This window comes from Polaromonas sp. P1_E11 (assembly GCF_056405995.1).
This window is the reverse complement of the sequence record NZ_JBFUBA010000004.1, coordinates 191565-215825: the sequence shown is the minus strand read 5'-3', so window position 1 is coordinate 215825 and position 24261 is coordinate 191565. Positions and strand designations below refer to the sequence as shown.

Sequence of the window (24261 nt, the reverse complement as noted above, 5' to 3'; positions counted from 1 at the left end):
TTCTTCTTGGCAGTTAACTGAAATGGGTTGCGGGGGTGGAGGCGGTGTGGGCTCAGGCTGCCTCGAGCTCGCCTGCCAGCGCGCTCGGGTTGGCATAAAAATCGGCGTTATTCAAGACCCAGCGCTGCGCGCCGGATTCGGCCACCAAGGTAGGCACGCCGTGTGCGCCGAACTCCCGCATCAAGGCCTGGGCGCGATCCATGCGGGCTCGATTGGCCGAGAGAAGATCTTCATCAGGCTTGTCCACCATTGCGGCGGCCTGCTCAAGCCCCAGCCCTTGCAGAATGCCGGCCAGGGTTGCCAACGAGGTGGTGTCCTTGCCGTCCACGTAGCGCGCATTCTGGATCGCCTTGAGGGCTTCCAGTTCCCGATCTGGCGCCGTCAATGACACGGCCGTCAGCGCCAGCGTGGCGGGGCCGCTGTCAAACAGCCGCTGGTGCTCACCGAGAACCCGCTCGCGATACTGCTCGCTGAAGCCTTGCCCCGTCAGGCGCTCGATGCGCTGGTCGTTGGACCAGGCATAGGCGGCGAACTCACTGTTCATGGGCCTTGCGCCCTCGCCGGCAAACAGCCCGGTGGGCAGCAATTCAATCTTGACAGAGGGGACGTCGCCCAATGCCGAGAGCGCCGGCATGGCGCCGTAGCACCAGCCACATAGCGGGTCGAACAAGTAATAAAGGGTTTTGGTCATGGTTTCTTTTGCGTTCTTTGCTCACTGACTGTGATCGTAGGCACTAAGCATTGACTGTTAAAGACATCTCTGATAAACATAATGTATGTTTAAAGCAAACAATCAAGACGAAGGTGGCCTCGGCGGACTGGGAAACCTGAGGCGCCTGGCCTACTTCGCGGCTGTGGTGGAAACCGGCTCCTTCACCGCGGCTGCGGATCGCCTGGGGATCACCAAGGCGGTGGTCAGCCAGCAGGTTGCGCGGCTGGAGCGCGAGTTCCGGACATCGCTGCTCGTTCGCACCACACGCAAGGTGCAGCCCACCGAACTGGGCCAGGCCTTCTACCTGCGCTGCGCACTGATCCTGCGCGAGGCCGGGGACGCCTTCGACGACTTGGCCGAAACCTCAGCGGAGCCGTCCGGCATGCTGCGGCTCACCGCGCCTTTCGACTATGGTGTCGGCGTGGTGGTGCCAGCCATCGCCGCCTTTACCCAGCGCTACCCCGCGTGCAAGGTCGATGCCGTCCTCACCGACCAGACGCTGGACCTCATGTCGGGCAACATCGAACTGGCGATACGTGTCGGCTGGCTCGCTGAAACCAGCCTGCAGGCGCGAAAAATCGGGTCTTTCCGGCAACTGCTCGTGGCGTCGCCGGCCATGAAGCCGCAATTGGCGCGGCTGACCGGCCCGCAAGACATCGCCGGCTTGCCCTTCATCGCCAACACCGCGCTTCGCGACCACCTGACATGGAATTTCTCGCTCAACGAGCGTGAGCGCCAGGCCGTTAGCGTGCAGGCCTCGATTTTTCTCGACGCCACGCTTGCCGTGCGTGAAGCCGTGTTCCAGGGCGCGGGGCTTTCGGTGCTGCCGGACTACGCGGTAGCGGGTGATCTGTCGGCCGGCCGTCTCATCCATGTCCTGCCGCAGTGGCATCTGCCTTCGGGCGGTATCCATGCGGTGTTTCCGGCCGCGCGCTTTCGTCCCGCGAAAGTCCGTGCCTTTGTCGACTTGCTGGCAGACAGAGAACAGCAGCGGCAGGCCGTCAGCGCGTCAAATGAAAGCTGACGCCCAGCCTGGCGCGTGGTCGACATGGCGACGATATTCCGCTCCGAGAATTTGCTATTATTTTGATAGCTGCTCGCGCACGTTTGTCATGCCCTGCAGCTATTTTTCGTTCAAGCCTGCGCCGAAGGTGCATCGCGGACAACCAGGACAGGCACCGGCGCCAGCCTCAGAATCTGTTCGGCGCCACTGCCCAGCAGCACCCGCCCCAGGCCGCGCCGGCCGTGGGAGCCGACCACAATGAGATCGGCATTCCAGAGCCTGGCCGCCTCGGCCACCGACTCCCCCAGGCGTTTGCCCGGCTCATCGCAAAGTACCTGGCTTGCCGTGACTCCGGCCGACCCGGCGATGGCCGTAGCATCCGTCAGGACCTTGGCGCCGCTCTCACGCATCATGCCGACCAGATCGGCCGACCAGGTGCCATAGGGGTCGATTCCACCGAGGTAAGCCGCCTCATTGAATGCGTGCAGCAGCCGTACGCTGGCGCTGGTCTCGCGCGCCATCGCCAGACCGGCGACAAGGGCCTTGTTGGAGGTGTCGCTGCCATCCACAGGAATCAGGATTCGCTTGAACATGGTGAATGCCTCATGTGAGTTGAAACGTCATCCATGGTGGCGATTTTTGGGAGCCGCATGTTGATGCGGGTCAAATGTGGACAGATTCGTGGCGGACGGCAGGGCTTCCAGGCGCAGGTCAATCGATTGCTGCGCTTCATGCATTGGCCGCAATAACCGGGTCTTGGCCCGCAGTGTCTCCGTGGGGGCTGACCTCGGTACCGGCGCGGCCTGCCAGCATCTCCTCGATCTGGGCCAGTGAGCCTATGAGCGCCTTCTTGCCGGTCTTGGACACAAAGCCGGCAGCGGCCTGCACTTTGGGGCCCATGGAGCCTGCAGGGAAGCTATGGCCCAGCAGTTCCTGCGGCCTGACCTTGCCGATGGCGCGCTGTGCGGGCGTTCCCCAGTCAAGGTAGACGGCGTCCACGTCGGTGGCAATCACCAGGCAGTCGGCTCCCAGTTCCTGCGCGAGCAGGGCACCCGTCAGGTCCTTGTCGATCACGGCGTCGATGCCTTGAAGAGAACGCCCGTCGGCAGCGCGCACCACCGGGATGCCACCGCCACCCGCGGCGATCACCACCGCCTCATGCTGCAGCATCCATCGGATCGGGTCCATGCCCAGCACACATGTTGGGAGAGGCGAAGCCACCACGCGCCTGAAGCCTGCCCCGTCCGGCGCAACATGCCAGTGCATGGCTTGCTCAAGCCGTTCGGCTTCCTCCCTGGCATAGACGGGCCCGATAGGTTTGGTGGGCTTCCCGAAAGCCGGATCGGCAGGGTCGACTTCCACACGCGTAAGCAGGGTGACCACAGGGCGGCCGGGTGGAAGGTGATTGGCAAGTTCCTGCTCCAGCAGGTAGCCGATCATGCCTTCGGTTTGCGCGCCCAGGATATCGAGTGGATAGGGCGCCACTGCCGCGTAGGCTGAGTTCTGCAGCGCCAGCAGGCCTATCTGGGGCCCGTTGCCGTGCGTTACCACCAACTCATGACGAAGCGCGACGCGGGCCAGTTGTGTCGCCACGCTCCGGATGTTTTCCAGCAGGTTCTGCGCGCTGAGCGACTGGCCCCGGCGCAGCAAGGCATTGCCACCCAGCGCCACGACCAGCTTCATGCGAGGGTGGCCACGAGCACGGCCTTGATGGTGTGCATACGGTTTTCCGCCTGCGTAAACACAATGGACGCATCGGACTCGAAGACCTCATCGGTCACTTCGATTTCGCGGAGCCCATAGCGCTCGTGGATCTGACGTCCCACCTCGGTATCCAGGTTGTGAAAGGCCGGCAGGCAATGCATGAAACGGGTCCTCGGCTTGCCGGTGGCCTTCATCAGGGCGCTGTTGACCTGGAAGGGCAGCAGTTGCTCGATGCGCAGTTTCCAGGTGTCGTCGGGCTCACCCATGGACACCCAGACGTCGGTGTAGAGAAAGTCCGCGCCCTTGACCGCTTCGGTTGGATCGTTGCTGAGGGTGATGCGCGCGCCTGTTGTCCTTCCCAGTTCGCGCATTTCGCTCACCAGCGCAGGCGGTGGCATCAGCGCGGAGGGTGCGGCGATACGAACGTCCATGCCCATCTGCGTGCCGCCCACCAGCAGCGAGCAACCCATGTTGAAGCGGGCGTCGCCCAGGTAGCAAAAGGACAGTTCGTGCAACGGTTTTTCGCCGAACTCCTGCATCGTCAGCAGGTCTGCCAGTACCTGGGTCGGGTGCGACTCGTCCGTGAGCCCGTTCCAGACGGGGACGTGCGAGAAGCGTGCGATTTCTTCCACCACCGTCTGGTGAAAGCCGCGGTACTCGATGCCGTCATATAGCCGGCCCAACACCCGGGCCGTGTCCTTGAGAGACTCCTTGTGCCCCAGCTGCGAACTGACCGGGTCGATGTAGGTCACATGGCCACCCTGGTCGTGCACGGCGACTTCGAAGGCGCAGCGCGTGCGGGTGGAGGCTTTCTCGAAAATCAGCGCAATGTTTTTGCCCTTGAGGCGGGCGAGCTCGTTGCCCGCATATTTCGAGCGCTTGAGCTCCGCGGCCAGGTCCAGCAGGAAACGGATGTCCCGCGGGGAAAAATCCTTGAGGTCCAGAAGGCTGCGGTTGTGAAGGTTGAAGCTCATGGGTAGCCGTCTTTCGTGGATGCCTCAATGGCGGGTCAGGTAGCGTCACGTTCAATCGGGCAGGACATGCAGTGGCTGCCGCCGCGGCCGCGGCCCAGCTCTCCGCTGGGGATGGTGATGACCTCTACACCGGCCTTTCGCAACAGGGTGTTGGTATGGGTGTTGCGGTTGTAGGCCATGACAACGCCGGGCGACAGCGCCAGCACGTTGTTGCCGTCGTCCCACTGTTCGCGCTCGGCTTCATAGGCATTGCCGCCGGTGGCGACAACGCGCAGCTTCGCAATACCCAGCGCCTGGGCGAGCACGTCAAGAAGGGGTCCGGTTTCTGCCCTGACATCCAGCGCGCCGGCTTCATCACCGGGCCTGAGGCTGAACACGCGTATGGCCTGTACGATCTCGGGAAACACCGTCACCAGGTCGCGGTCGCAAAAAGTCAGCACCGTGTCCAGGTGCATGGCCCCGCGCGACTTGGGCAGCTGGGCGGCCAGCACCCGGGTCGCGGCGCCGCGGGCAAACAGGCTGCGCGCCAGCTGGCTCACGGCCTGTGGCGAGGTCCGCTCCCCCATGCCGACCAGCACCAGCCCATTGCCCAGGGGCATCACATCGCCGCCTTCGAGCGAGGCCTGCGCGTGCGGCTGGCCGGGGTCGCCCCACCACTCGGCGACCTTGCCGGCGAACGCTGGGTGAAAACGGTAGACGGCCGCCATGAGCAGGGTTTCCTGCCGGCGTGCGGGCCAGTACATGGCGCCCAGCACCACGCCGTCGCCTATCCAGCAACTGCTGTCGCGCGTGAAGAGGGTATTGGGAAGGGCGGGCAACAACAGGTCGGAGGCGCTCGCGCACGCGGCCGTAAGACCCGGTAGCTTGAAGGGCAGATCCGCCGGCGTCAACCCGCCAATCAGGAACTCGGCCAGGCGAGCGGGCGGCAATTCCTGCAGCCAGGGCCGCAGTACGGCAGCGGCCTCCAGGTCGGTGCCGGTCAGCTTGCGATCCAGCAGCCAGTCGCGCACCGCCGGGTCGCTGACTGTGACCGCGAGAAGGTCGTGCAGTTCCAGCACTTCCACGCCTTGCTCCGTCATGGCGCTGGTGAACGCATAGTGGTCGTTTTTGGCCTGCGCGACCCACATCACATCGTCAAACAGCATGTCCTGGCAGTTCGCGGGTGTCAGGCGCATATGCGCCAGGCCCGGCCTGCAGACCAGCACCTTGCGCAGCCGGCCCGTCTCTGAATGAACGCCGGCCATCACAGACTCAACTGACCGGTGGCGAGCATCCAGCCGGCCACCACTGCGAGCGCGAGCACGGCTGCGAGCATGGCTTTCTCGCCAGCGGTAAAGGGCTGTTTGTTGCTCTGCCGTTTGGCGATGAAGTACAGGGCCGCGCCGGGGGCATAGAGCAGGGCGCTCAGTAACAGGTATTTGGCGCCGGCGGCGTACAGCAGCCACAGGCAGTACACCGAAGCGAGCGCGGCCACCGGCAGGTCCAGGGACCCGCCGGCGGTGGCTTCCCTCGTTGGGCCCTCACCGCGAAGCAGCACCTTCAGGCCGTAAAGCGCGCTGAAGAGGTAGGGCAGCAAAATCATCGCGGTCGACAGCGAGATCAGGGCCAGGTAGGAAGCCTTGGAAACCAGCGTGACAATAAGGAAGATCTGAACCATGGCGCTGCTCAGCCACAAGGCATTGGCCGGAACGCCCTTGCCGCTTTGGCGGCCCAGCCATTCGGGCATCACGCCGCTGTTGGCCGGTGTGAAGAGCGACTCCGCGGCGAGCAATGTCCAGGCCAGGAAGCCACCGCCGACGGAAACGATGAGGCCGATGTAAATCAGCACGGCGCCCCAGGTGCCCACGGCTTTCTCAAGCACGCTGGCCATGGAGGGATTCTTCAATCCGGCAAGTTCGGGCTGCGTGAAGATGCCCAGGGACAGCAACGAGACGGCCATCAACAGTGCCAGGCAGATCAGAAAACCAATCACCGTGGCCTTGCCGACATCCTTGCGCTGCCGCGCGCGCGCCGAATAGACGCTGGCGCCTTCAATCCCGATGAACACCCACACCGTCACCAGCATGGTGCTCTTGACCTGGTCGAGCACCGAGCCGAGTTTGGCGCCGCCCCAGAAGTCCAGACTGAAGGTGGGCGCCTGAAAAGCGGCGGCGGCCAGCACAATGAACAGCAGCAAGGGAATGATCTTGGCGACTGTGACGATTGCATTGATCCATGCGGCGGTGTTGATGCCGCGCAGCACCAGCGCATGCACGACCCACAGGACTATCGATGCTCCGGCCACGGCTGCGGGCGTGTTGCCCTCGCCAAAAGCCGGAAAGAAATATCCGAGCGCACCGAAGGCGGCCACCAGGTAACCGACGTTGCCGATCCAGGCGCTGATCCAATAACCCCAGGCGGAGTTAAAGCCGACGTACTCGCCCGAGAGTGCGCGGGCATAGGCATAGACGCCGTTGTCCAGCTCGGGCTTGCGCAGGGCCAGCATCTGGTAGACACGCGCCAGCACCAGCATGCCCACGCCCGTGACCAGCCAGCCGATCAGGATGGCGCCCGCGCCCGCGCCCGCCGCCATGTTTTGCGGCAGGCCGAAAATGCCGCTGCCGATGATGGAGCCCGTCACCAGCGCGACCAGCAGCCCCAGGCCCAGGCCGCCCTGCGCCTGGCGTGTGGTGGGAATGGCCCGCGGCGGCGACGCGGGGGAGCGGGTATTTGACACTGTGTTCATGGCAGGCCTTCCGTAAAAGATGAGCGGCTACTTGACCAGCAGCACCGGCACGTCGACGTCCGCCACCACGCGCTGGGCGACGCTGCCGAGCAGGGCGCGGCCCAGCAAACCATGGCCGTGGGTGCCCATGACCAGCATGTGAACCTTTTCACGCTTCACCGCCTGTGCGATTTGTGTGGCCGGTGTGCCGGCGACCCAGGAGGCCCGGAACGCGATGTTGTGGCGTTTGAGAAAGCGTTCGATGGGCTCCAGCACCTTTTGGGCTTCATCGCGGTGGTAGGCATGTACCGTGGCGGCGCCCACCATGGACTTGACGCGAGGAGGAACAGCGATCTGTACATTGAGCACGATCAACTCCGCCTCGGGCCCCATCAGGGTTTCGTGAGTGACCAGAAAGGCGAGGGCTTTTTTTGTGAACTTGCTGCCGTCAACGGCCAGAAGGACTTTCATGGGGTTCTCCGGAAAATAGGCAAATGAAACGGCGCACGCTCAACGCAGGACAAGGACGGGGATGCTGCTGTGCGTGAGCACCTGCTGGGTTTCGCTTCCGAGCAGGATGCGAGAGAGGCCCTTGCGACCGTGTGATGCCATGACGATGAGGTCGCACTTGTTCTTTTTGGCCGCGGCCAGGATGGCGGTGGCGACGAGGTCGGATTTGGCGATCACAGCCTTGGCCTTGACACCTGCGGCCTCCGCAGACTTCTGCACCGCGTCGGCGACGGCCTGGCCCTTGTCGGCCCATTCCTTTTCGATGCGGCCGACTTCCTGCGGCGAGATGGAGGCGCCACCTTCGAAGTAGCTCATGGGATAACGCGGGACGACGTTGAGCGCCACAAGGCCGGCGCCCAGGGACACGGCAAGTTCGATGGCGTCCCTGACCGCTTTTCTGGAAAGCGTCGAACCGTCGGTGGCAACAAGAATGCGCTTGTACATGGTGGGTTCTCCTGTGTTGATGTGCCGCAGTCTAGGAGTGCGGTACCCGCTGGGGCTTGATCCATATCAAGGGCGCGGCACCTGATTCCGATCCTCTGCTCCGGCTTTTTTTGATGAGGTCTTTTCGATGCCTGCAGAACCGCATCGGCCGGAAGATGCCCGATGCCATAAGGTGACTGTGCGCGCTGCATCGGGAGGTGTCTGTTCGCCAGCAGACTTAAGCCACAGCGCCAAACGGCCAGTCAACACCCGCGAGAGTGCCTGTGGCTCTTGCCGTGCCAAGCCGGACTTGATCCATGTCAAGGGCCCGGCACTCGGTGCTGGCTAAGCTCTCGCCATGCAAGCCGTCCCTTCGCTGCCGCTGTTTCCCGCCGGCCCCGTGCAGTCCGCTCCCGCCAGCGCTCCGGAATGGGCCGCGCTGGACGAGCCGGCCGAATGGGAGGGCTTCAGCCGGCCGGTCGCGGGGCGCGAGGGCTGGTGGGAGTCATACCTGGCGATTGAGGGCATGCACTGCGCGGCCTGCTCGCTCACGGTCGAGGAGGTTTTGCGCAAGCTGCCCGGCGTGGATGCGGTCCAGGTCAACGGCGTGACTGCCACGGCGCGGCTTCAATGGCATCCGCAGACCACGCAGCCTTCTCTCTGGATTGAGGCATTGCGTCAGGCCGGTTACGGCGTCTTGCCGGCGGGCGACCTGCTGCTGGCCGGCCGCAGGGTGCAGGCCCAGCGCGTGATGCTGTGGCGCTGGCTGGTTGCGGGTTTTTGCATGATGCAGGTCATGATGTATGCGGCGCCGGCCTATCTGGCGCCGGCGGGCGAGATCACGCCCGACATTCAGGCGCTGCTGGGCTGGGCCTCCTGGGTGCTAACGCTGCCGGTGCTGCTGTTTTCCTGCTGGCCGTTTTTCGCGGCGGGGCTGCGCGACCTGCGCCGCTTGCGCATCGGCATGGACGTGCCGGTAGCACTGGGCGTGCTGATCGCCTTCGGGGCCAGCACGGCCGCGACCTTTGACCCGGCGGGTCCCTGGGGCGAACATGCCTCCTACGACTCGGTGCCGATGTTCGTGTTTTTTCTGCTGTCTGGCCGCCTGCTGGAGCAACGCCTGCGCGACCGCACCGCCGGGGCGCTGGAGGCGCTGATGCGGCGCCTTCCGGACAGCGTGGAGCGGCGGGAAGCTGACGGCAGTTTCCATGCGGTGGCCGTGCGTCGCCTTGTCGCCGGCGACGTGATTCGGGTGCTGCCTGGTCAGGCTTTTCCAGCTGATGGGGCCGTTGAGGGCGGTGAAAGCCGGGTCGACCAGTCGCTGCTCACCGGCGAATCCAAACCCCTGCTGCGGCGGACGGGCGACGGTGTCATTGCAGGAAGCCACAACCTCACGGGTGTGCTGCAGGTGCGCGTGCTGCGCGTCGGGCCGGAAACCCGGTACGCCGAAATCGTGGCCCTGATGGAGCAGGCCTCAGTCGAAAAGCCAGGCCTGGTGCAACTGGTGGACCGCATCGCCAGTCCCTTCCTGGTAACCGTGCTGCTGGCGAGCGCCGCCGCAGCCGTGTGGTGGTGGCCTTTTGGTCAGGCGCATGCGATGGCGGTCGCGGTCGCGGTGCTCATCGTGACCTGCCCTTGCGCCCTGTCACTGGCCACGCCGGCAGCCATGCTGGCCAGCGCGGGTGCACTGGCCCGGCGCGGCGTGCTGGTGCGCAAACTGCAGGCGCTGGAAAGCTGCGCCGCCATCGACACCGTGATCTTCGACAAGACCGGCACGCTGACGGAAGACCGCATGCAAGTCGTGATGGCCCATACGCCTGCCGGTGTGAAGCGCGACGAGGCGTGTGACCGGGCGGGTGCGCTGGCCAGGCACTCGCTGCATCCGGTCGCGCGCGCCATCGCCGCCCGCTTTCCCGCGGCGGACTGGGTGGCCAGCGAAGTAGAGGAGGTTACCGGACGGGGCCTGCGCGGCAAGGTCGCCCGGTTGGATGGCAGTGAGCCGCACTATCTCTACCTGGGGTCGGCCTTTTTTTGCGGCGTGCCTGTGCCGGGCCGGGATTTGCCGGTGTTGCAGGCCCATCTGTCCGATGGCGAGCACTACCTCGCGGGGTTCGAACTTGACGAGGCGATGCGGCCCGACGCGGCGCAGGCCGTGGACGACTTGCTCAAACTCGGTGTCCGCGTGCAGCTGCTTTCGGGCGATACGGGCCAGGCGGTCGCCCACCTTGCGCGCCGGGCCGGCATCGAGTGGTGCTTTGGCGAATGCACGCCGGAGGTCAAACTGGAACACGTGCGCCGCCTTCAGCGCGAAGGCCATCGCGTCATGATGGTGGGTGACGGCATGAACGACGGGCCGGTGCTGGCCATGGCTGATGTGTCAATGGCCATGGGCCAGGCCGTGCCGGTGGCTCAGGCCAGGGCGGATTTCATCATGACCGGCAACCGGCTGCTCACGGTGCCAGCCCTTGTCGCGCAGGCGAGGCGCACCCGGGCGGTCGTGCGCCAGAACCTGTTGTGGGCAGCGGTTTACAACGCGACCAGCGTACCGCTGGCAGTTTTTGGCTATATGCCCACATGGCTGGCCGGCTTCGGCATGGCGGCCAGCTCGCTGCTGGTGGTGGCCAACTCGGCCAGGCTGGCGCGCACCCCGCCGGAGAACTAGATGGATATCCTGTTCCTGTTGATACCGCTCTCAGTCGTGCTGGCCTTGCTCATCATCGGCGCGCTGGGCTGGGCGGTATGGCGCGGTCAGTTCGAGGCGCTTGAGCAGGAAGCCGAGCGCATTCTGCACACTGATTGACCTGCATCAAATGGCGCGACCCACGCGGCATCGACACTTTGAAGCATCAAGACAAAAGGTGCTTCATGAACGAAGAAACGACACGAGGGATCGCCTATCACGACAAGGTGGTTCGCCAGTTTTCACTGGCAGCCGTGCTCTGGGGCGTGGTCGGCATGGCAGTGGGCCTTTTCATCGCCGCTCAGCTGGCATGGCCTGAACTGAATTTCGGCATCCCCTGGCTCAGCTACGGCCGGCTCAGGCCGCTGCACACCAATGCCGTCATCTTCGCCTTCGGCGGCTGCGCATTGATCGGCAGCAGCTACTACGTGGTCCAGCGCACCAGCAGCGTGCCGCTGTTTGCACCGCGGTTGGCAGCCTTTACCTTCTGGGGCTGGCAGCTGGTCATCCTGGGCGCCGCGATCAGCCTGCCGCTGGGTTACACCACCGGCAAGGAATACGCCGAGCTGGAATGGCCCATCGACATCCTGATCACCCTGGTCTGGGTGTCCTATGCCATCGTCTTTTTCGGCACGCTGGGAATCCGCAAGGTCCGGCACATCTACGTGGCCAACTGGTTTTACGGCGCCTTCATCCTGGCGGTGGCGGTGCTGCATGTGGTCAATAGCGCGGAGGTTCCGGCCGGCTGGATGAAATCCTATTCCGCCTATGCGGGTGTGCAGGACGCGATGGTGCAGTGGTGGTACGGCCACAACGCAGTGGGTTTCTTCCTCACCGCGGGCTTCCTGGGCATGATGTATTACTTCATCCCCAAGCAGGCGGAGCGGCCGGTCTACAGCTACCGCCTGTCCATCGTTCACTTCTGGGCGCTGATCTTCACCTATATGTGGGCGGGTCCGCACCACCTGCACTACACGGCCTTGCCCGACTGGACGCAATCGGTGGGCATGGTGTTCTCGCTGATCCTGCTGGCGCCCAGCTGGGGCGGGATGATCAACGGCGTGATGACCCTGTCGGGCGCCTGGCACAAGCTGCGCGACGACCCCATCCTGCGCTTTTTGATCGTGTCGCTGTCCTTCTATGGCATGAGCACCTTTGAAGGCCCGCTGATGTCCATCAAGACCGTCAATGCGCTCTCGCACTACACAGACTGGACCGTGGGCCACGTGCATTCAGGCGCGCTGGGCTGGGTGGGCCTGATTTCCATGGGCACGCTGTACTACATGATTCCCCGCCTGTTCGGGCAAAAGCAGATGTATTCGGTGCGCGCCATCGAGGTGCACTTCTGGACGGCCACCGTGGGCATCGTGCTCTACATCGCCGCCATGTGGATCGCCGGCGTGATGCAGGGCCTGATGTGGCGCGCCATCAACGCCGACGGAACCCTGACCTACACCTTCGTCGAGTCGGTGAAGGCCACCTATCCCTTCTACGTGGTGCGCTTCTTTGGCGGGCTGTTGTACCTGGGCGGCATGGTGCTGATGGCCTGGAACGTCTGCATGACGGTGGCCAGTGGCCGCCCCGTCCGGGTGCCGGTGCCGGCACTGGCTCACGCATAACAAGAGAAGAAAGCACATCCCATGAAAGACGAAACCTCTTCTGCGGCCGGCTTCTCGCACGAGAAGATCGAAACCAACAACTTCCTGATGATCATCCTGATCCTGCTGGTGATCGCCGTCGGCGGCCTGGTGGAAATCGTGCCGCTGTTCTTCCAGAAGTCGACCACCGCGCCGCTCGAAGGCGTGAAGCCTTATGGCGCGTTGCAGCTGGCCGGCCGCGACATCTACCTGCGCGAGGGTTGCTACAACTGTCACTCGCAGATGATCCGCCCGTTTCGCGCGGAGACGCTGCGCTACGGGCACTACTCGGTGGCCGGCGAATTTGTCTACGACCATCCCTTCCAGTGGGGCAGCAAACGAACGGGCCCCGACCTGCACCGTGTGGGCGGCAAGTACACCGACGAATGGCACCGTATCCACCTGAACAATCCGCGCGACCTTGTCCCTGAGTCCAACATGCCGGCCTATAGCTGGCTGGAGAAGAAGCCTGTCGACCCCGCCGACATGGCGCCCCGCATGACAGCACTGCGCAGGGTGGGGGTGCCATACACCGATGCCGAAATCGCCGAGGCCGCTGGTGTGGTGAAGGGCAAGACGGAAATGGATGCCCTGGTGGCCTATCTGCAAGTTATGGGCAAGGCCCTGAAGTAAAGGAGAGCGCCATGGACGTCAACACGCTGCGCATCATCGCAACCCTGCTGTGTTTTGCCACCTTCGTCGGCCTGCTGGTGTGGGCTTATTCCAGCCGTAACCGCACGCGGTTTGAAGAGGACGCAAAGATCCCCTTCCTGCAGGACTAGGGGGCAGCGCCATGCAAGACCTTTTCACCGGTTTCTTATTCACTGCACAACACATCGGGTGTGAGCCATGAGCGATTTCACAGACAACTTCTGGTCCTGGTATGTGGCCGCGCTGACGCTGATGGGCATCCTCGGTGCCCTCGTGCTGCTGTGGGCGACGGCCCGCAAAAAAATACCCCAGAGCAGCGACAACACGACGGGCCACGTCTGGGATGAAGACCTTCGCGAGTCCAACAACCCGATGCCGCGCTGGTGGATGTGGCTGTTCGTGATCAGCGTGATCTATTCCCTGCTCTACCTGGTCGCCTACCCGGGCCTTGGTGCTTACCCGGGCGAAATGGGCTGGAGCACGCGTGGTGAATACACCGCTGCGATGGACAACGCAGACAAGGAGCTTGCACCACTGTACGCCGCCTTCACCGCCAAAAGTGCGGACGAACTCGCCGGTGATGCCAATGCCATGGCGGTGGGCGAGCGCCTCTTCATGAACAATTGCGCCCAATGCCACGGTTCGGACGCACGCGGCAGCAAGGGCTTTCCCAACCTCGCCGACAACGACTGGCTGCACGGCGGTTCAACCGAAAAAATCAGGGAGACCCTGACCGCGGGCCGCAAGGGCCAGATGCCACCCATGGCAGCAGCTGTAGGCTCAGCTGATGATGTCAAGAACGTGGCGAATTATGTGCTGAGCCTTTCCGGTGGTCCCCACGATTCACTGCGCGCGCAGCTCGGTAAATCCAAATTCACCGCCTGCGCGGCCTGCCACGGCATGGACGGCAAGGGCAATACCGCGATAGGCGCGCCCAACCTCGCAGACGACATCTGGCTGCACGGCTGGGGAGAGCAGGCCATCGTTGACATTGTCAACAAAGGCAAAACCAACGAGATGCCTGCGCAGGCCGGCAAGCTCACGGAAGCGCAGATCCATGTGTTGACGGCTTACATCTGGGGGCTCTCCAACAAAGCCGCTGCGGCGAAACTTTGAGGCGACAGTGACCCAGCTGCCCTTGCGAAAAATCATTCCCATCGTGCCGGCGGCGGAGCCGGCAGGGGAGTCGCTGTACGAGGCGCAAAAGAAAATCTACCCGCGTTCCGTGAGCGGGCTTTTCGCGCGCTGGCGCTGGACCTTTGTGATTCTGACTCAGCTGTTTTTCTACGGCTTGCCGTGGCTGCAGTGGGGGCAGCGCCAAGCGGTGCTGTTCGACCTGGAGGCGCGGCGCTTTTATCTCTTCGGTTATGTGCTGTACCCGCAGGACTTCATCTACCTGACCGGCCTGCTGGTCGCCAGCGCCTTGTCGCTGTTCCTGTTCACGGCGGTGGCGGGCCGCCTGTGGTGCGGCTTTGCCTGCCCGCAGACGGTCTATACCGAAATCTTCCTCTGGATAGAGCGCAAGGTGGAGGGCGACCGCACGGCCAGGTTGCGGCTGGACGGCGCCCCTTTCTCGCTGGAAAAACTGGTCAAGAAGTGGTTCAAGCACATCCTCTGGATAGGTGTGGCGATGTGGACCGGCTTTACCTTTGTCGCTTATTTCGTGCCGGCCCGCGAGCTGATCCTTCAGTTCCTGCAGACCAAAATGGGCGGCTGGGAAATCTTCTGGGTCTTGTTCTACGGTTTCGCCACATACGGCAATGCCGGTTTCCTGCGCGAGCAGGTGTGCAAATACATGTGTCCCTATGCGCGCTTCCAGAGCGCGATGTTCGACAAGGACACGCTAATCGTGAGTTACGACCCCGCGCGGGGTGAGCCGCGCGGCGCCAGGTCGCGCCACGCCGACGCCTCGGCGTTGTCCCTGGGCGCCTGTGTCGATTGCACCCTGTGCGTGCAGGTTTGCCCGACGGGCATAGACATCCGCGAGGGCCTGCAGTACGAGTGCATAGGCTGCGCCGCCTGTGTGGACGTGTGCGACGGCGTGATGGACAAAATGGGTTATGCGCGGGGTTTGATCCGCTTCACTACCCAGAACGCGCTCGCCGGAAAATGGGGTGCTTCACGCATGCTGCGGCAAGTGCTGCGCCCGCGTGTACTGATCTATACCGTGCTGCTCGGCGTGCTGTGCCTGACACTTCTCTGGAGCCTGGTGGCGCGCATGCCATTGAAGGTCGACGTCGTGCGGGACCGCGCCGCGCTTTCGCGCATCGTGGCTGGCGGGCGGCTGGAAAATGTTTACCGGCTGCAGATCATGAACGCCACCGAGCAGCCTCAGCTCTACACGATTGCGGCCGCCGGACTGGAGGGCCTGACGGTCGCCTCTGAGGCTGAAGTCAGCGTGGGACCCACCGAATCCCGCTGGGTCGCGGTGCGGCTGCAGATTCCCTACGGCTCGGCGCCGGCCGGCTCACACGCCATCGTGTTCCGTGTCGGCGATGAAAGCGGGCGCGCCCACGTCGAAGAAAAATCCGTGTTCCTTGTTCCGCGATGAATCGCGATGAAAGGCCCCTCATGAATTCCATTCCCACCCAAGCCGCTCCATGGTGGAAGCACGGTCATGTCTGGCTGGTGATTTCCGGGCCCGCCGCCGTGGTCGTGGCAGGCGTGGTGACAGCCTTCCTGGCCGTCAAGTATCCGGATGCCGTGATAGGCGGACAGGAGCCGGCGCGGGCCTCGCGCATCAATGCGCTGCATCAACCCAGGGCGCTGGCGCCGGCCCTGGAAGGGCGCAACCACGCGGCCACACCCGAAAAAACACCTCATCCCTGATCGCCTGCAACACAAAGAGGAGACGCCATGATTTCAGCCAACAAGATACTGGGCATTGCCTGGCCGGCCTTTCTGTCGGCCTGCCTGCTGGAACTGCTGCTCTTCGGACTGTTCGACCCTGAGGAAATGCTGCGTTACGGGCAACCCGCGGGGCTGTCCCGGCTGGCGCTGCAGACCGCCGCCTTTTTTGTATTCTGGCTTGCCTGCGCGGCCTCCAGCGCCTTGACGGTGCTGCTGATGGGGCCTGTGCCGGCTTCCGCAGAAAGGGCCGGGCGGTAAGATCGGGTTCCACTCCCGAAGCTGCCCCATGTCCCTGTTCCCCCATGTCGGTGACGCGGTGCCCAAGCGCCGGCGCTCCATGGCCATCGCACTGGCCGTGACGGCAACCCTGACGCTGCTGGCCACCGTCCATCTGGCGTCCAGCCCACAATCGCTGCCGGGCCTGCCGCTGGTTGCAGCGCTGGCCGCCGCCACTTGCGGCATCGCCTGGCTGCTTGCCGGGCGTGACGCGGCGCGAGACCGTATCGGCAAGCAAGCGCTGGAGGGGGCGGACGCGAGGCTGGCCGGCCTGCTGGATTCGGCCATGGACGCCATCATCACCGTGGACAGCGAACAACATGTGATCCTCTACAACAAGGCCGCCGAGAAAATCTTCGGTTGGTCCACGCGCGAAATGCTGGGCCAGCCGCTCACCCGTTTGATTCCGCAGCGGCACCAGGGTGCGCATGGCGAGCAGGTCCGGCGTTTCGGCCAGACCGGCACGACCTCGCGGCGTATGGGGGACGGCACGGTGCTGTATGGGCGAAGATCCAGCGGCGAGGAGTTTCCCCTGGAAGCCTCGATTTCGCAGCTCGATACCGCGCACGGCAAGCTTTACACCGTGATCCTGCGCGACGTGACCGAGCGCGTGCGCGCCGGCGAGGAGCTGAGCGCCTTCGCCTCGGCGGCCCACGCCATCCGGGAAAGCGAAAAAACGCGTATCGCGCGCGAGCTGCACGACGAACTCGCGCAGTCGCTGACCGCGATCAAAATGGACGCCACCTGGATTCGGGAAGCCTTGTCCCCGGATGCGGGTGCCGTGCGGGCCAAACTCGACGACATGCTCGGCTTGCTGGACACCACGGTCGCCGCCACGCGCCGTATCGCGTCGGATTTGCGGCCGCTGCTGCTGGACGACCTGGGCCTGGTGCCGGCCATCCAGTGGCTCACCCATAATTTCACCCAGCGTCACGGCGTGGCGTGCAAGCTGTCGCTGGACGAGGAAGTTGAGCTGGCCGAACCGTATGCCACGGCGGTGTTTCGCATTGTGCAGGAGTCGCTCGTCAATGTGGCCAAGCACGCGGGTGCGTCGCACGTCGAGGTGCGCATAGCGAGAACCGACGCGGCCGTGGTCCTCGAAGTGAGCGATGACGGTGCCGGGTTCGTGCTGGACGCCCCGCGCAAGCCCAGCTCGCTGGGCCTGATGGGCCTGCGCGAACGGGCCCGCCTGCTGCAGGGGACGGTGGACATAGACACCGCGCCGGACCAGGGAACCCGCATACGGGTCAGCATACCGGTGCCCGAAACAGGAGACATCACGTGATCAGGATTGTGATTGCCGACGACCATTCCATCGTGCGGGAAGGGCTCAAGCGCATCGTGTCCTCCATCGAGGACATGGAGGTCGCCGGCGAGGCCGGCAACGGAACGGAAGTCATGCAGCGCGTGCGCGAGCTGGCCTTCGACGTGCTGGTGCTGGACCTCTCCATGCCGGGGCGCAGCGGCATGGAACTCATCAAGCTGATCCGAGGCGAAAAGCCGCAGCTGCGCATCCTGGTCCTGAGCATGCACCAGGAGCTGCAGTACGCCGTGCGCGCCATCAAGAACGGCGCCAGCGGCTATCTGACCAAAGAGAGCGCACCGGACCAGCTGGAGCATGCCATACGCAAGGTCGCTTCGGGCGGCGCCTTCATCAGCGCCGAGGTGGCGGAACAGCTTGCGCTGGGCGCGATGCCCGGCAGCCAGGCGGTTCCGCACGAAAGCCTTTCCAACCGTGAGTTTGAAGTGCTGCAATTGCTGGTGGCCGGCATTTCCCTGACGGACATCGGGACGAAGCTGAACCTGTCGGTCAAGACTGTCAGCACCCACAAGACCAACCTCATGCAGAAAATGGGCTTGCAAAACCAGAGCGAGCTGATCCGCTATGCGCTCAAGCACGGACTGACTGAGCCGCTGGACCCCTAAGAATCTGTTCACGGTCTAAACGGGGCCGCCGCGGAAAGCGCCTTGTGTTGACGAGGGTCAACACGGCTGCGGGCGCATCTTCCTACAGTCAGGGTATCCAAACTCTGCACCGGAGATGTTCCATGAGCAATGAACTCAAACAACTGCTGGTCCACGCCGACGCTTCGCCGCAATTCGCGCAACGCCTTGAATTTTCCTGCCGGCTTGCCGCGCAGCATGACGCCGGCATCACGGCGCTGTATGCATCGCCTTCGGCCTCGGAGGCGCTTCCCGTCGCCTCCGGCATCGGTGCTGGCCTGGCCGTGAGGCGGGAGAACGTGCAGGACACCGAACTGGCGCGGGCACGTTCGGTGTTCGAGCAGTTCAGACCTGCCGGGTTGTCGGCCGCCTGGGCTGAAGTCCATGAATTCCCGCTGGTGTCGGCCTTTGCCGAACAGGCGCTTTATGCCGACCTGCTGGTGCTGGGCCAGCACGGCCCGGGCGAGGGCTGGTCCACACTGATGCCGGCGGATTTTCCGGAGGCCGTGATTGCCCTGAGCGGGCGGCCGGCACTGGTGCTGCCCTACACGTCGGCAAAACCGGGTTTGCCGGGCAATGTGGTGATCGCCTGGAAGCCCACCCGCGGAGCCGCACGCGCGGTGACCGCGGCCCTGCCCATCCTGCGCAACGCAAACTCGGTGCATATCCTGAGCTGGGGCGTTGATGCCGTGGCGGCGACTGGCGCAGGTCCGAATATCGTCTCTTACCTGAAGACCCACGGTGTCCAGGCCAGCTGGCACCGGGAAAATGTGGAAGGCGCGGAACCCGGGAACCTGGGCGACCTGCTGCTGTCGCGCGCGTTCGATCTGCAGGCGGACTTGCTGGTGATGGGCTGCTATGGCCGCGCCCGGGCCTATGAATGGGTATTGGGCGGCGCATCCCGGACCGTCCTCAAAAGCATGACGCTGCCGGTGTTGATGGCACACTAGCGGTGCATCAGCGGCGCGCCAGCGGCGAAAACTCGGAAATTTCCGAGCCTGTCTCGGAGCGCCTGCGCTGGTGAACCAGCTTTATCCGAGCCGGCCTTTCAGTAAAAGACGATGTCCCTGCCGCGCCGCCTGCGCGACAGTAAGGGCATGCAACACACCGCTTCACCCACCCGGGTCTTTCTGGCCGACGACTCCGCGCTGAGCCGCCGCAGCGTTGCCGAAATGCTTACCGCCCGCGGCGTGGTGGTCGCGGGCCAGGCCGATACGCCGGAGTCTGCGGTCTCGGGCATCCTGGCGACGCAGCCCGATGTGGTGGTGCTTGACGTGCAATTCGAGAAGGGCACGGGCATGCAGGTGCTGCAGACCATCCTCAAAACCACGCAAGACATTCCTTTCATCATCCTCAGCAACCATGCCGAGACCGCCTACCGTGCGCGCTACCTGGCTGCGGGTGCTGCCTGCTTCCTCGATAAACACGCCGAGTTTTACCAGCTCGGGGACACCGTGGCAATGCTTGCGCAGCCGCGGCGTGTGGATCAGTCCGTTTCTTCCTCTCAACTCAAGGAACCGTCATGCCCTTAGCCTGTTCATCCGCCAGCGGTACTTCATCCGTCAGCGGCATTTCCTCCGCCGCCATCCTGCCACTCAAGACCCACTGCTCGAACTGCAACCTGCGCGACCTCTGCCTGCCCTGCGGCATGAAGCCCGCCGATGTGGATGGACTGGACGATCTCCACTTCAGCCGGACCAAGGTCAAGGCGGGGGAGACGCTCTACCATGAGGGCCAGTCTTTTCGCAACATATATGCGGTGCGCATTGGCACCTTCAAATCCAGCCTGACGCTGGCAGATGGCCGTGAGCAGGTCAGCGGTTTCCAGATGGCCGGTGAGCTGATGGGCCTGGACGGTATCGCCAACGGCGCGTATGCCAGCAACTCCACCGCGCTCGAAGACACTGAAGTCTGCACCATTCCCTACGACCAGATCAGCGGCCTGGCCGCGACCAGTGCCGACATGCAGCAGGCCGTCAGCCGGCTGATGAGCCGGGAGATCGTCAAGGAGCACAGCCTGATGATGCTGCTGGGCAGCATGAATGCCGAAGAGCGGCTGGCCGCCTTCCTGCTCAACCTGTCGCAGCGGCTCAAGTTGCGCGGCTACTCGGCCAGCGAGTTTCACCTGCGCATGTCGCGTGCCGAAATCGGCAGCTACCTGGGCATGAAACTGGAGACCGTGAGCCGCACCTTTTCCGCCTTCCAGCAGCAGGGCATCCTTGAAGTCGACAAGCGCCACATCCGCATCCTCGACCACGCGGCTCTCAAACACGTTTTCGACACGCGCGTTCACTGACAAGCTGTTTACGGCTTAACGGGTTCGGCCATTCCTTGCGAGGTCGGGCGACCGGAAAAATCCGTCCACTGCCGCCGCTCGAAGTCATAGAGCTTGCAGCGCTGCGCGGTGTCGAAGTACCAGTGCCAGGAAAAAGGCTGTACGACGATGTGCCCGGGCAGCCTGGCCTCCAGGACGGCCTGGGCCTGCTTGAGGCGGTAAAGCGGCACGCCCATGTCGACGTGGTGGGCGGTGTGCTCCATGATGTGGTGAAGCGCCGCGCCGAAAAACGAGTTGAACGTCAGGTGCACGGTGGTGGAGACAAAGGGGTTGGCGTCCGACCAGCTTTTTTTGTTGTCGTACCAGGCGATCTGGGTGTGCGTGTGGTGCACGTAGACCACGAAGCCTATCAGGCCATTCCACACCAGCAGCGGCAGGAAAAAGCCAACGGCCAAAAGCCAGAAAGCCGACTGACCGGTAGACCCTGCCGCGATCACAAGGCCCGCGACCCAGGCCGCGGCCGCGGCAGTGACCAGCAAGCTGTCCGCGACAAAAATGCCGCGCCGTGTAGGCATCACGGCTTTGGACGGGAAATAAAGCCGCCTCCACCAGATTTCCACGAGGTAGTAGAGCCATGGCGCCCAGCCGCTGCGGTAGGCGCGCTCCAGCCATTGCTTCCAGGCGGGCAGGCGCTCATAGGTTTCAAGCGTCGACGGCTGCCAGACGAAATCAAAGCCGCTGAGGTTGGTGTAGCCGTGGTGCACGATGTTGTGCCCGACATCCCACAGGCTGTAGGGCGTGAGCGAGGGCAAAAAAAGCAGGCGGCCCAGCCAGCGGTTGAGTTTGCGGTGCGGGGTGAAGCTCTGGTGGCACGCGTCGTGGCCGAGGATAAACAGCCTGGCGATCATGAAGCCGGCCATGAGGGCCATGAGCACCTGGAGGGCAGGGTGGCCCGCGAGCACCGCCCCGGCCACGCATGCAGCGAACAGGGCAAAGTCCATCAGGGCCAGTGCCAATGCGAGGCCGGTGTTTTTGGTCGAGATGGGAAGAAGCCAGGAGCGCAGGACTTTTCGGTGCGGAAGGACGGTGGCTTGGTTTTCTTGGATTGCTTGTGAGAGGGACATGAGATGAAGGGTTGGCAGCCGGGGCCGTTGACCCAGGGCAATGGGGAAGCCGCCAGCTTACGGCGCGCCCTGCGCGGCGATTTGACACAGGTCAAGGACAGGGCAAACCGCGCTGCCGGCCGCAACTTGCGCTGCGTTGATCCACATCAACGCAGCCAGAGCGGCAGGGCGGCACAGTGGAGGCCTCACTCTCTCAACCACGCCATGCCCGCAGTATTACCCCAGGCCCTCAAGCGCTTCGACATCTCCGGGCCGCGCTACACCTCCTTTCCCACGGCGGACCGTTTTGTCGAGGCCTTTACCGCCGTCGATCACGGCCGCGCGCTGGACGACAGGCGCGCGCGGGCCGAGACATCGGCGGCGCCGCTGTCGCTGTACGTGCACATCCCGTTTTGCGAATCGCTGTGCTACTACTGCGCCTGCAACAAAATCATCACCAAACAGCACAGCCGCGCCACCGCCTACCTGGGCTATCTTGAGCGCGAAGTGGCCCTGTACACGGCGCGCCTGGGGCAGGGACAGCCTGTCAGCCAGTTGCACCTGGGTGGGGGCACGCCGACTTTTTTGTCCGACGCGGAACTCGCACAGCTCATGGACATGCTCAGACGCAACTTCGACATCGCGGCCGGCGCGGAAATGGCCATCGAGGTAGACCCACGCACCGTGGACAACACGCGCCTGGCCGCACTGGCGGCCCTGGGCTTTAACCGCCTGAGTTTCGGGGTGCAGGATTTCGATGCCGACGTGCAAAAAGCCGTGCACCGCGTCCAGCCCGCCGAACAGGTGTTCGCGCTGGTCGCGCAGGCGCGCGTGCTCGGGTTTGAATCCATCAATGTGGACCTGATCTACGGCCTGCCGCGGCAGACACAGACGTCTTTCGCGCGAACCATACGCCAGGTCGAGGAACTCAGGCCGGACCGCATTGCCCTCTACGCCTACGCCCATTTGCCGGAACGTTTCAAGCCGCAGCGGCACATCCCGCCGGCGCTGCTGCCCGCGGCTGAGGACAAGGCCGCCATGCTGGCCGAAGCGATGCAGCGTTTGCAGGGAGCGGGCTACCGCTATATCGGCATGGACCACTTCGCGCTGGAGAACGACGCGCTGGCCGTGGCCAGCCGCGAGGGCCGGCTGCACCGCAACTTCCAGGGCTACAGCACCCAGCCCGACCGCGACCTGGTGGGCCTGGGCGTGTCGGCCATAGGCGCGGTCGGCGCCACTTACAGCCAGAATGCCAAGACCCTGGAGGAATACTGCGACCTGCTTGACCAGGGACGCTTCCCGGTCACGCGCGGCCTGGCGCTGAGCCGGGACGACCTGGCGCGCCGCGCGGTGATCATGGCCATCATGTGCCAGGGCCAGGTCTGGTTCGAGTCAATAGAGCTCGCCTGGATGCTGGACTTCAAGACCTATTTTTCAGCGGAGCTGGAGCGCTTGCGTGAACTGGAGGATGCCGGGCTGGTGCTGCTTTCCAGCAGCGGCATCGAGGTGACACCCGAAGGCCGGTTCGTGCTGCGTGCGGTGGCCATGGTGTTTGACCGATACCTGCAGTCCGACCTCAACCGCAGCCGGTTCTCACGCATTATTTGATTGCCGGGCCGCCCATGTCATCCGCACTCATCACGACGGCTCTGCTAATGGGACTTGCCGGTGGGCCGCATTGCGCCGTGATGTGCGGCGCGGCCTGTGGCGGCTTGCGGCGCGTGGGCACGCAGCGGCAGGCGCATTCGCCGCTGGTCTTTCAGGCCGGGCGGCTTGTTGGCTATTCAAGTGCGGGCGCGGCGGCAGCGGCGGCAGTGCAAACTTTTGCCTGGATCACGGAACAGGCCACGGTGGTCAAGCCGCTATGGGTGCTGTTTCACCTGGCCGTGCTGGGCTGGGGAATGATGCTGGTGGTGAAGGCCAGCCAGCCGGCCTGGGCCGACCGCGCGGGCCGCTCCGCGTGGTCCAGGGTGGGGGCGGTGGCCGCATCACGGGGCGGGATGTTCTCGGTGGGCGCGTTATGGGCCTTTATGCCCTGCAGCCTGCTTTATTCGGCGCTGCTGGTGGCGTCCCTGAGCGGCGGGCCGTTGCAAGGCGCGCTGGCCATGGCGGCTTTTGCCGTGGGCAGCGGCGTCTCCCTGTGGCTGGCGCCGCGGCTCATGGCGGGATTGCAAAAAGCCGGCAACCGGGTGGGCCCCCAGCTTGGCGTGCGTGTGGCGGGGTTTGTGCTGGTCCTGTCGGCGGTGTTCGGCTTGTGGATGGACATGGCACAGCGCATTGCCCAGTGGTGTGGCCTCGGTTGAGGTCCGCATCACGCAGCCAATTGCTATTAATTTAATAGCTGCTTGCGCTCATCGAGTAAGGCTTTAAGGCTGTTATCTTCAAAGATGGTGGCCTGACTGCCGCGCGCACGCCTTGCGCCTGCTGCGGCGCTGAGCGCCAGCGCCGCGAATCCGCGGGCCACCGCAAAGGCCAGGAAGGCCGTGCCGCCAAGAGTCCGGGCGAGCAGGGCGCTGACGAAACTCTGGCGGCGGCAAGGCTCCCAGTGCAGACTCACGCCTTGCGCGGCTCCCGCGGGCTCAATCACCGCGTTCTCGTTGGCGTCAAGGCGCAAGCGCTGCCCAGCTTCGATGAAATGATCACCGGTATCGTTGTGGCGCGTCAGCCAGAGCCGGCCGCTCAGCACCGTCAGTTCGCCGCCGCGCCGCGGCAAACGCAGCGCCTGGCCGGGCACCAGGCGCCGGATGCCGCTGAGCGATACGGCGCCGTTTGATTTCGCATTCATCATCAGCCTCTTTGGAAGTGGCAACCGCAG

Annotated in this window: 27 protein-coding genes; 17 read left to right on the top strand and 10 right to left on the bottom strand. The window is 64.1% G+C overall.

What is annotated here, in order from left to right; translation table 11 throughout:
• Positions 1-52 precede the first annotated feature (52 nt).
• On the bottom strand, positions 53-691 hold the full coding sequence (locus tag AC1D11_RS16535) for a DsbA family protein (RefSeq protein ID WP_477646748.1): 639 nt from the start codon (positions 689-691) through the stop codon (positions 53-55).
• Between the two features lie 85 nt (positions 692-776).
• Here AC1D11_RS16535 and AC1D11_RS16530 point away from each other — a divergent pair, with 85 nt between their 5' ends.
• Positions 777-1736 (top strand): LysR family transcriptional regulator, encoded by a 960-nt coding sequence (locus tag AC1D11_RS16530; RefSeq protein WP_477646747.1) that lies wholly within the window; start codon positions 777-779, stop codon positions 1734-1736.
• Between the two features lie 110 nt (positions 1737-1846).
• On the opposite strand, the gene AC1D11_RS16525 is transcribed toward AC1D11_RS16530, so the two are convergent.
• From AC1D11_RS16525 to AC1D11_RS16495, 7 genes are all read right to left on the bottom strand, one after another.
• Positions 1847-2308, bottom strand: coding sequence for a universal stress protein (locus AC1D11_RS16525; protein ID WP_477646746.1), 462 nt, complete (start codon positions 2306-2308; stop codon positions 1847-1849).
• A 136-nt stretch (positions 2309-2444) separates the two neighbouring features.
• Entirely contained in the window at positions 2445-3398 is a 954-nt protein-coding gene (gene arcC, locus AC1D11_RS16520) for a carbamate kinase (protein ID WP_477646745.1), read from the bottom strand.
• The gene (argF, locus tag AC1D11_RS16515; RefSeq protein ID WP_477646744.1) at positions 3395-4393 is read right to left on the bottom strand and encodes an ornithine carbamoyltransferase; all 999 of its coding nucleotides are present in this window, start codon (positions 4391-4393) and stop codon (positions 3395-3397) included. Before argF ends, arcC begins: the two co-directional genes overlap by 4 nt.
• Before the next feature lie 35 nt (positions 4394-4428).
• Positions 4429-5637: an arginine deiminase gene (locus AC1D11_RS16510; protein WP_477651118.1), complete on the bottom strand. Its 1209-nt coding sequence runs from the start codon at positions 5635-5637 to the stop codon at positions 4429-4431.
• A complete protein-coding gene (arcD, locus tag AC1D11_RS16505) occupies positions 5637-7118 on the bottom strand; it encodes an arginine-ornithine antiporter (protein ID WP_477646742.1) in 1482 nt (493 codons plus the stop codon). Before arcD ends, AC1D11_RS16510 begins: the two co-directional genes overlap by 1 nt.
• 27 nt (positions 7119-7145) lie before the next feature.
• Positions 7146-7568, bottom strand: coding sequence for a universal stress protein (locus AC1D11_RS16500; protein WP_477646741.1), 423 nt, complete (start codon positions 7566-7568; stop codon positions 7146-7148).
• Between the two features lie 39 nt (positions 7569-7607).
• A complete protein-coding gene (locus tag AC1D11_RS16495; RefSeq protein WP_477646740.1) occupies positions 7608-8051 on the bottom strand; it encodes a universal stress protein in 444 nt (147 codons plus the stop codon).
• Positions 8052-8388: 337 nt separating this feature from the next.
• Here AC1D11_RS16495 and AC1D11_RS16490 point away from each other — a divergent pair, with 337 nt between their 5' ends.
• The 14 genes from AC1D11_RS16490 to AC1D11_RS16425 all read left to right on the top strand — a co-directional run bounded on the left by AC1D11_RS16490 (position 8389) and on the right by AC1D11_RS16425 (position 20364).
• A complete protein-coding gene (locus AC1D11_RS16490) occupies positions 8389-10692 on the top strand; it encodes a heavy metal translocating P-type ATPase (RefSeq protein WP_477646739.1) in 2304 nt (767 codons plus the stop codon).
• Complete coding sequence (gene ccoS, locus AC1D11_RS16485) at positions 10693-10830, top strand: cbb3-type cytochrome oxidase assembly protein CcoS (protein ID WP_431095040.1); 138 nt, start codon at positions 10693-10695, stop codon at positions 10828-10830.
• A gap of 65 nt (positions 10831-10895) precedes the next feature.
• The gene (gene ccoN / locus AC1D11_RS16480; RefSeq protein WP_477646738.1) at positions 10896-12329 is read left to right on the top strand and encodes a cytochrome-c oxidase, cbb3-type subunit I; all 1434 of its coding nucleotides are present in this window, start codon (positions 10896-10898) and stop codon (positions 12327-12329) included.
• A gap of 21 nt (positions 12330-12350) precedes the next feature.
• On the top strand, positions 12351-12980 hold the full coding sequence (gene ccoO, locus AC1D11_RS16475; protein ID WP_477646737.1) for a cytochrome-c oxidase, cbb3-type subunit II: 630 nt from the start codon (positions 12351-12353) through the stop codon (positions 12978-12980).
• An 11-nt stretch (positions 12981-12991) separates the two neighbouring features.
• Positions 12992-13129: a cbb3-type cytochrome oxidase subunit 3 gene (locus AC1D11_RS16470; RefSeq protein ID WP_457281525.1), complete on the top strand. Its 138-nt coding sequence runs from the start codon at positions 12992-12994 to the stop codon at positions 13127-13129.
• Positions 13130-13196: 67 nt separating this feature from the next.
• Positions 13197-14114 (top strand): cytochrome-c oxidase, cbb3-type subunit III, encoded by a 918-nt coding sequence (gene ccoP / locus AC1D11_RS16465; protein WP_477646736.1) that lies wholly within the window; start codon positions 13197-13199, stop codon positions 14112-14114.
• Positions 14115-14121: 7 nt separating this feature from the next.
• Positions 14122-15549 carry a cytochrome c oxidase accessory protein CcoG gene (gene ccoG / locus AC1D11_RS16460; protein ID WP_477646735.1) on the top strand — a complete coding sequence of 476 codons (1428 nt, stop codon included), beginning with the start codon at positions 14122-14124 and terminating at the stop codon, positions 15547-15549.
• Between the two features lie 20 nt (positions 15550-15569).
• On the top strand, positions 15570-15827 hold the full coding sequence (locus AC1D11_RS16455; protein WP_477646734.1) for a nitrogen fixation protein FixH: 258 nt from the start codon (positions 15570-15572) through the stop codon (positions 15825-15827).
• Between the two features lie 27 nt (positions 15828-15854).
• Entirely contained in the window at positions 15855-16106 is a 252-nt protein-coding gene (locus AC1D11_RS16450) for a hypothetical protein (protein WP_457281521.1), read from the top strand.
• Positions 16107-16134: 28 nt separating this feature from the next.
• Positions 16135-17409 (top strand): PAS domain-containing sensor histidine kinase, encoded by a 1275-nt coding sequence (locus AC1D11_RS16445; protein ID WP_477646733.1) that lies wholly within the window; start codon positions 16135-16137, stop codon positions 17407-17409.
• Positions 17406-18050 carry a response regulator gene (locus AC1D11_RS16440; protein ID WP_477646732.1) on the top strand — a complete coding sequence of 215 codons (645 nt, stop codon included), beginning with the start codon at positions 17406-17408 and terminating at the stop codon, positions 18048-18050. The genes AC1D11_RS16445 and AC1D11_RS16440 overlap by 4 nt, the downstream gene beginning before the upstream one ends.
• A 122-nt stretch (positions 18051-18172) precedes the next feature.
• Positions 18173-19018 (top strand): universal stress protein, encoded by an 846-nt coding sequence (locus tag AC1D11_RS16435; RefSeq protein WP_477651117.1) that lies wholly within the window; start codon positions 18173-18175, stop codon positions 19016-19018.
• A 111-nt stretch (positions 19019-19129) separates the two neighbouring features.
• Positions 19130-19600 carry a response regulator gene (locus tag AC1D11_RS16430; protein WP_477651116.1) on the top strand — a complete coding sequence of 157 codons (471 nt, stop codon included), beginning with the start codon at positions 19130-19132 and terminating at the stop codon, positions 19598-19600.
• Positions 19591-20364, top strand: coding sequence for a helix-turn-helix domain-containing protein (locus AC1D11_RS16425; protein WP_477646729.1), 774 nt, complete (start codon positions 19591-19593; stop codon positions 20362-20364). The genes AC1D11_RS16430 and AC1D11_RS16425 overlap by 10 nt, the downstream gene beginning before the upstream one ends.
• An 8-nt stretch (positions 20365-20372) precedes the next feature.
• Here AC1D11_RS16425 and AC1D11_RS16420 read toward each other — a convergent pair whose 3' ends face one another.
• Positions 20373-21467, bottom strand: coding sequence for a fatty acid desaturase (locus AC1D11_RS16420; RefSeq protein ID WP_477646728.1), 1095 nt, complete (start codon positions 21465-21467; stop codon positions 20373-20375).
• 204 nt (positions 21468-21671) lie between these two features.
• Between AC1D11_RS16420 and hemN the strand changes: the two genes are divergently transcribed.
• A complete protein-coding gene (gene hemN, locus AC1D11_RS16415) occupies positions 21672-23054 on the top strand; it encodes an oxygen-independent coproporphyrinogen III oxidase (protein ID WP_477646727.1) in 1383 nt (460 codons plus the stop codon).
• A 14-nt stretch (positions 23055-23068) separates the two neighbouring features.
• Complete coding sequence (locus AC1D11_RS16410; RefSeq protein WP_477651115.1) at positions 23069-23749, top strand: sulfite exporter TauE/SafE family protein; 681 nt, start codon at positions 23069-23071, stop codon at positions 23747-23749.
• A 26-nt stretch (positions 23750-23775) separates the two neighbouring features.
• On the opposite strand, the gene AC1D11_RS16405 is transcribed toward AC1D11_RS16410, so the two are convergent.
• Positions 23776-24231, bottom strand: a complete 456-nt coding sequence (locus AC1D11_RS16405; RefSeq protein ID WP_477646725.1) for a DUF2917 domain-containing protein — start codon at positions 24229-24231, stop codon at positions 23776-23778.
• Positions 24232-24261 lie beyond the last annotated feature (30 nt).

Coding starts and splice junctions, on each gene's coding strand:
- AC1D11_RS16425 (WP_477646729.1), top strand. CDS start 19,591: ATGCCCTTAGCCTGTTCATCCGCCAGCGGTACTTCATCCGTCAGCGGC.
- arcC (WP_477646745.1), bottom strand. CDS start 3,398: ATGAAGCTGGTCGTGGCGCTGGGTGGCAATGCCTTGCTGCGCCGGGGC.
- AC1D11_RS16405 (WP_477646725.1), bottom strand. CDS start 24,231: ATGAATGCGAAATCAAACGGCGCCGTATCGCTCAGCGGCATCCGGCGC.
- AC1D11_RS16455 (WP_477646734.1), top strand. CDS start 15,570: ATGAATTCCATTCCCACCCAAGCCGCTCCATGGTGGAAGCACGGTCAT.
- AC1D11_RS16430 (WP_477651116.1), top strand. CDS start 19,130: ATGTCCCTGCCGCGCCGCCTGCGCGACAGTAAGGGCATGCAACACACC.
- AC1D11_RS16510 (WP_477651118.1), bottom strand. CDS start 5,637: ATGGCCGGCGTTCATTCAGAGACGGGCCGGCTGCGCAAGGTGCTGGTC.
- AC1D11_RS16410 (WP_477651115.1), top strand. CDS start 23,069: ATGTCATCCGCACTCATCACGACGGCTCTGCTAATGGGACTTGCCGGT.
- ccoS (WP_431095040.1), top strand. CDS start 10,693: ATGGATATCCTGTTCCTGTTGATACCGCTCTCAGTCGTGCTGGCCTTG.
- AC1D11_RS16445 (WP_477646733.1), top strand. CDS start 16,135: ATGTCCCTGTTCCCCCATGTCGGTGACGCGGTGCCCAAGCGCCGGCGC.
- AC1D11_RS16530 (WP_477646747.1), top strand. CDS start 777: ATGTTTAAAGCAAACAATCAAGACGAAGGTGGCCTCGGCGGACTGGGA.
- AC1D11_RS16535 (WP_477646748.1), bottom strand. CDS start 691: ATGACCAAAACCCTTTATTACTTGTTCGACCCGCTATGTGGCTGGTGC.
- AC1D11_RS16495 (WP_477646740.1), bottom strand. CDS start 8,051: ATGTACAAGCGCATTCTTGTTGCCACCGACGGTTCGACGCTTTCCAGA.
- AC1D11_RS16490 (WP_477646739.1), top strand. CDS start 8,389: ATGCAAGCCGTCCCTTCGCTGCCGCTGTTTCCCGCCGGCCCCGTGCAG.
- ccoN (WP_477646738.1), top strand. CDS start 10,896: ATGAACGAAGAAACGACACGAGGGATCGCCTATCACGACAAGGTGGTT.
- arcD (WP_477646742.1), bottom strand. CDS start 7,118: ATGAACACAGTGTCAAATACCCGCTCCCCCGCGTCGCCGCCGCGGGCC.
- AC1D11_RS16500 (WP_477646741.1), bottom strand. CDS start 7,568: ATGAAAGTCCTTCTGGCCGTTGACGGCAGCAAGTTCACAAAAAAAGCC.
- AC1D11_RS16420 (WP_477646728.1), bottom strand. CDS start 21,467: ATGTCCCTCTCACAAGCAATCCAAGAAAACCAAGCCACCGTCCTTCCG.
- AC1D11_RS16525 (WP_477646746.1), bottom strand. CDS start 2,308: ATGTTCAAGCGAATCCTGATTCCTGTGGATGGCAGCGACACCTCCAAC.
- AC1D11_RS16450 (WP_457281521.1), top strand. CDS start 15,855: ATGATTTCAGCCAACAAGATACTGGGCATTGCCTGGCCGGCCTTTCTG.
- ccoO (WP_477646737.1), top strand. CDS start 12,351: ATGAAAGACGAAACCTCTTCTGCGGCCGGCTTCTCGCACGAGAAGATC.
- AC1D11_RS16470 (WP_457281525.1), top strand. CDS start 12,992: ATGGACGTCAACACGCTGCGCATCATCGCAACCCTGCTGTGTTTTGCC.
- AC1D11_RS16435 (WP_477651117.1), top strand. CDS start 18,173: ATGAGCAATGAACTCAAACAACTGCTGGTCCACGCCGACGCTTCGCCG.
- ccoP (WP_477646736.1), top strand. CDS start 13,197: ATGAGCGATTTCACAGACAACTTCTGGTCCTGGTATGTGGCCGCGCTG.
- hemN (WP_477646727.1), top strand. CDS start 21,672: ATGCCCGCAGTATTACCCCAGGCCCTCAAGCGCTTCGACATCTCCGGG.
- argF (WP_477646744.1), bottom strand. CDS start 4,393: ATGAGCTTCAACCTTCACAACCGCAGCCTTCTGGACCTCAAGGATTTT.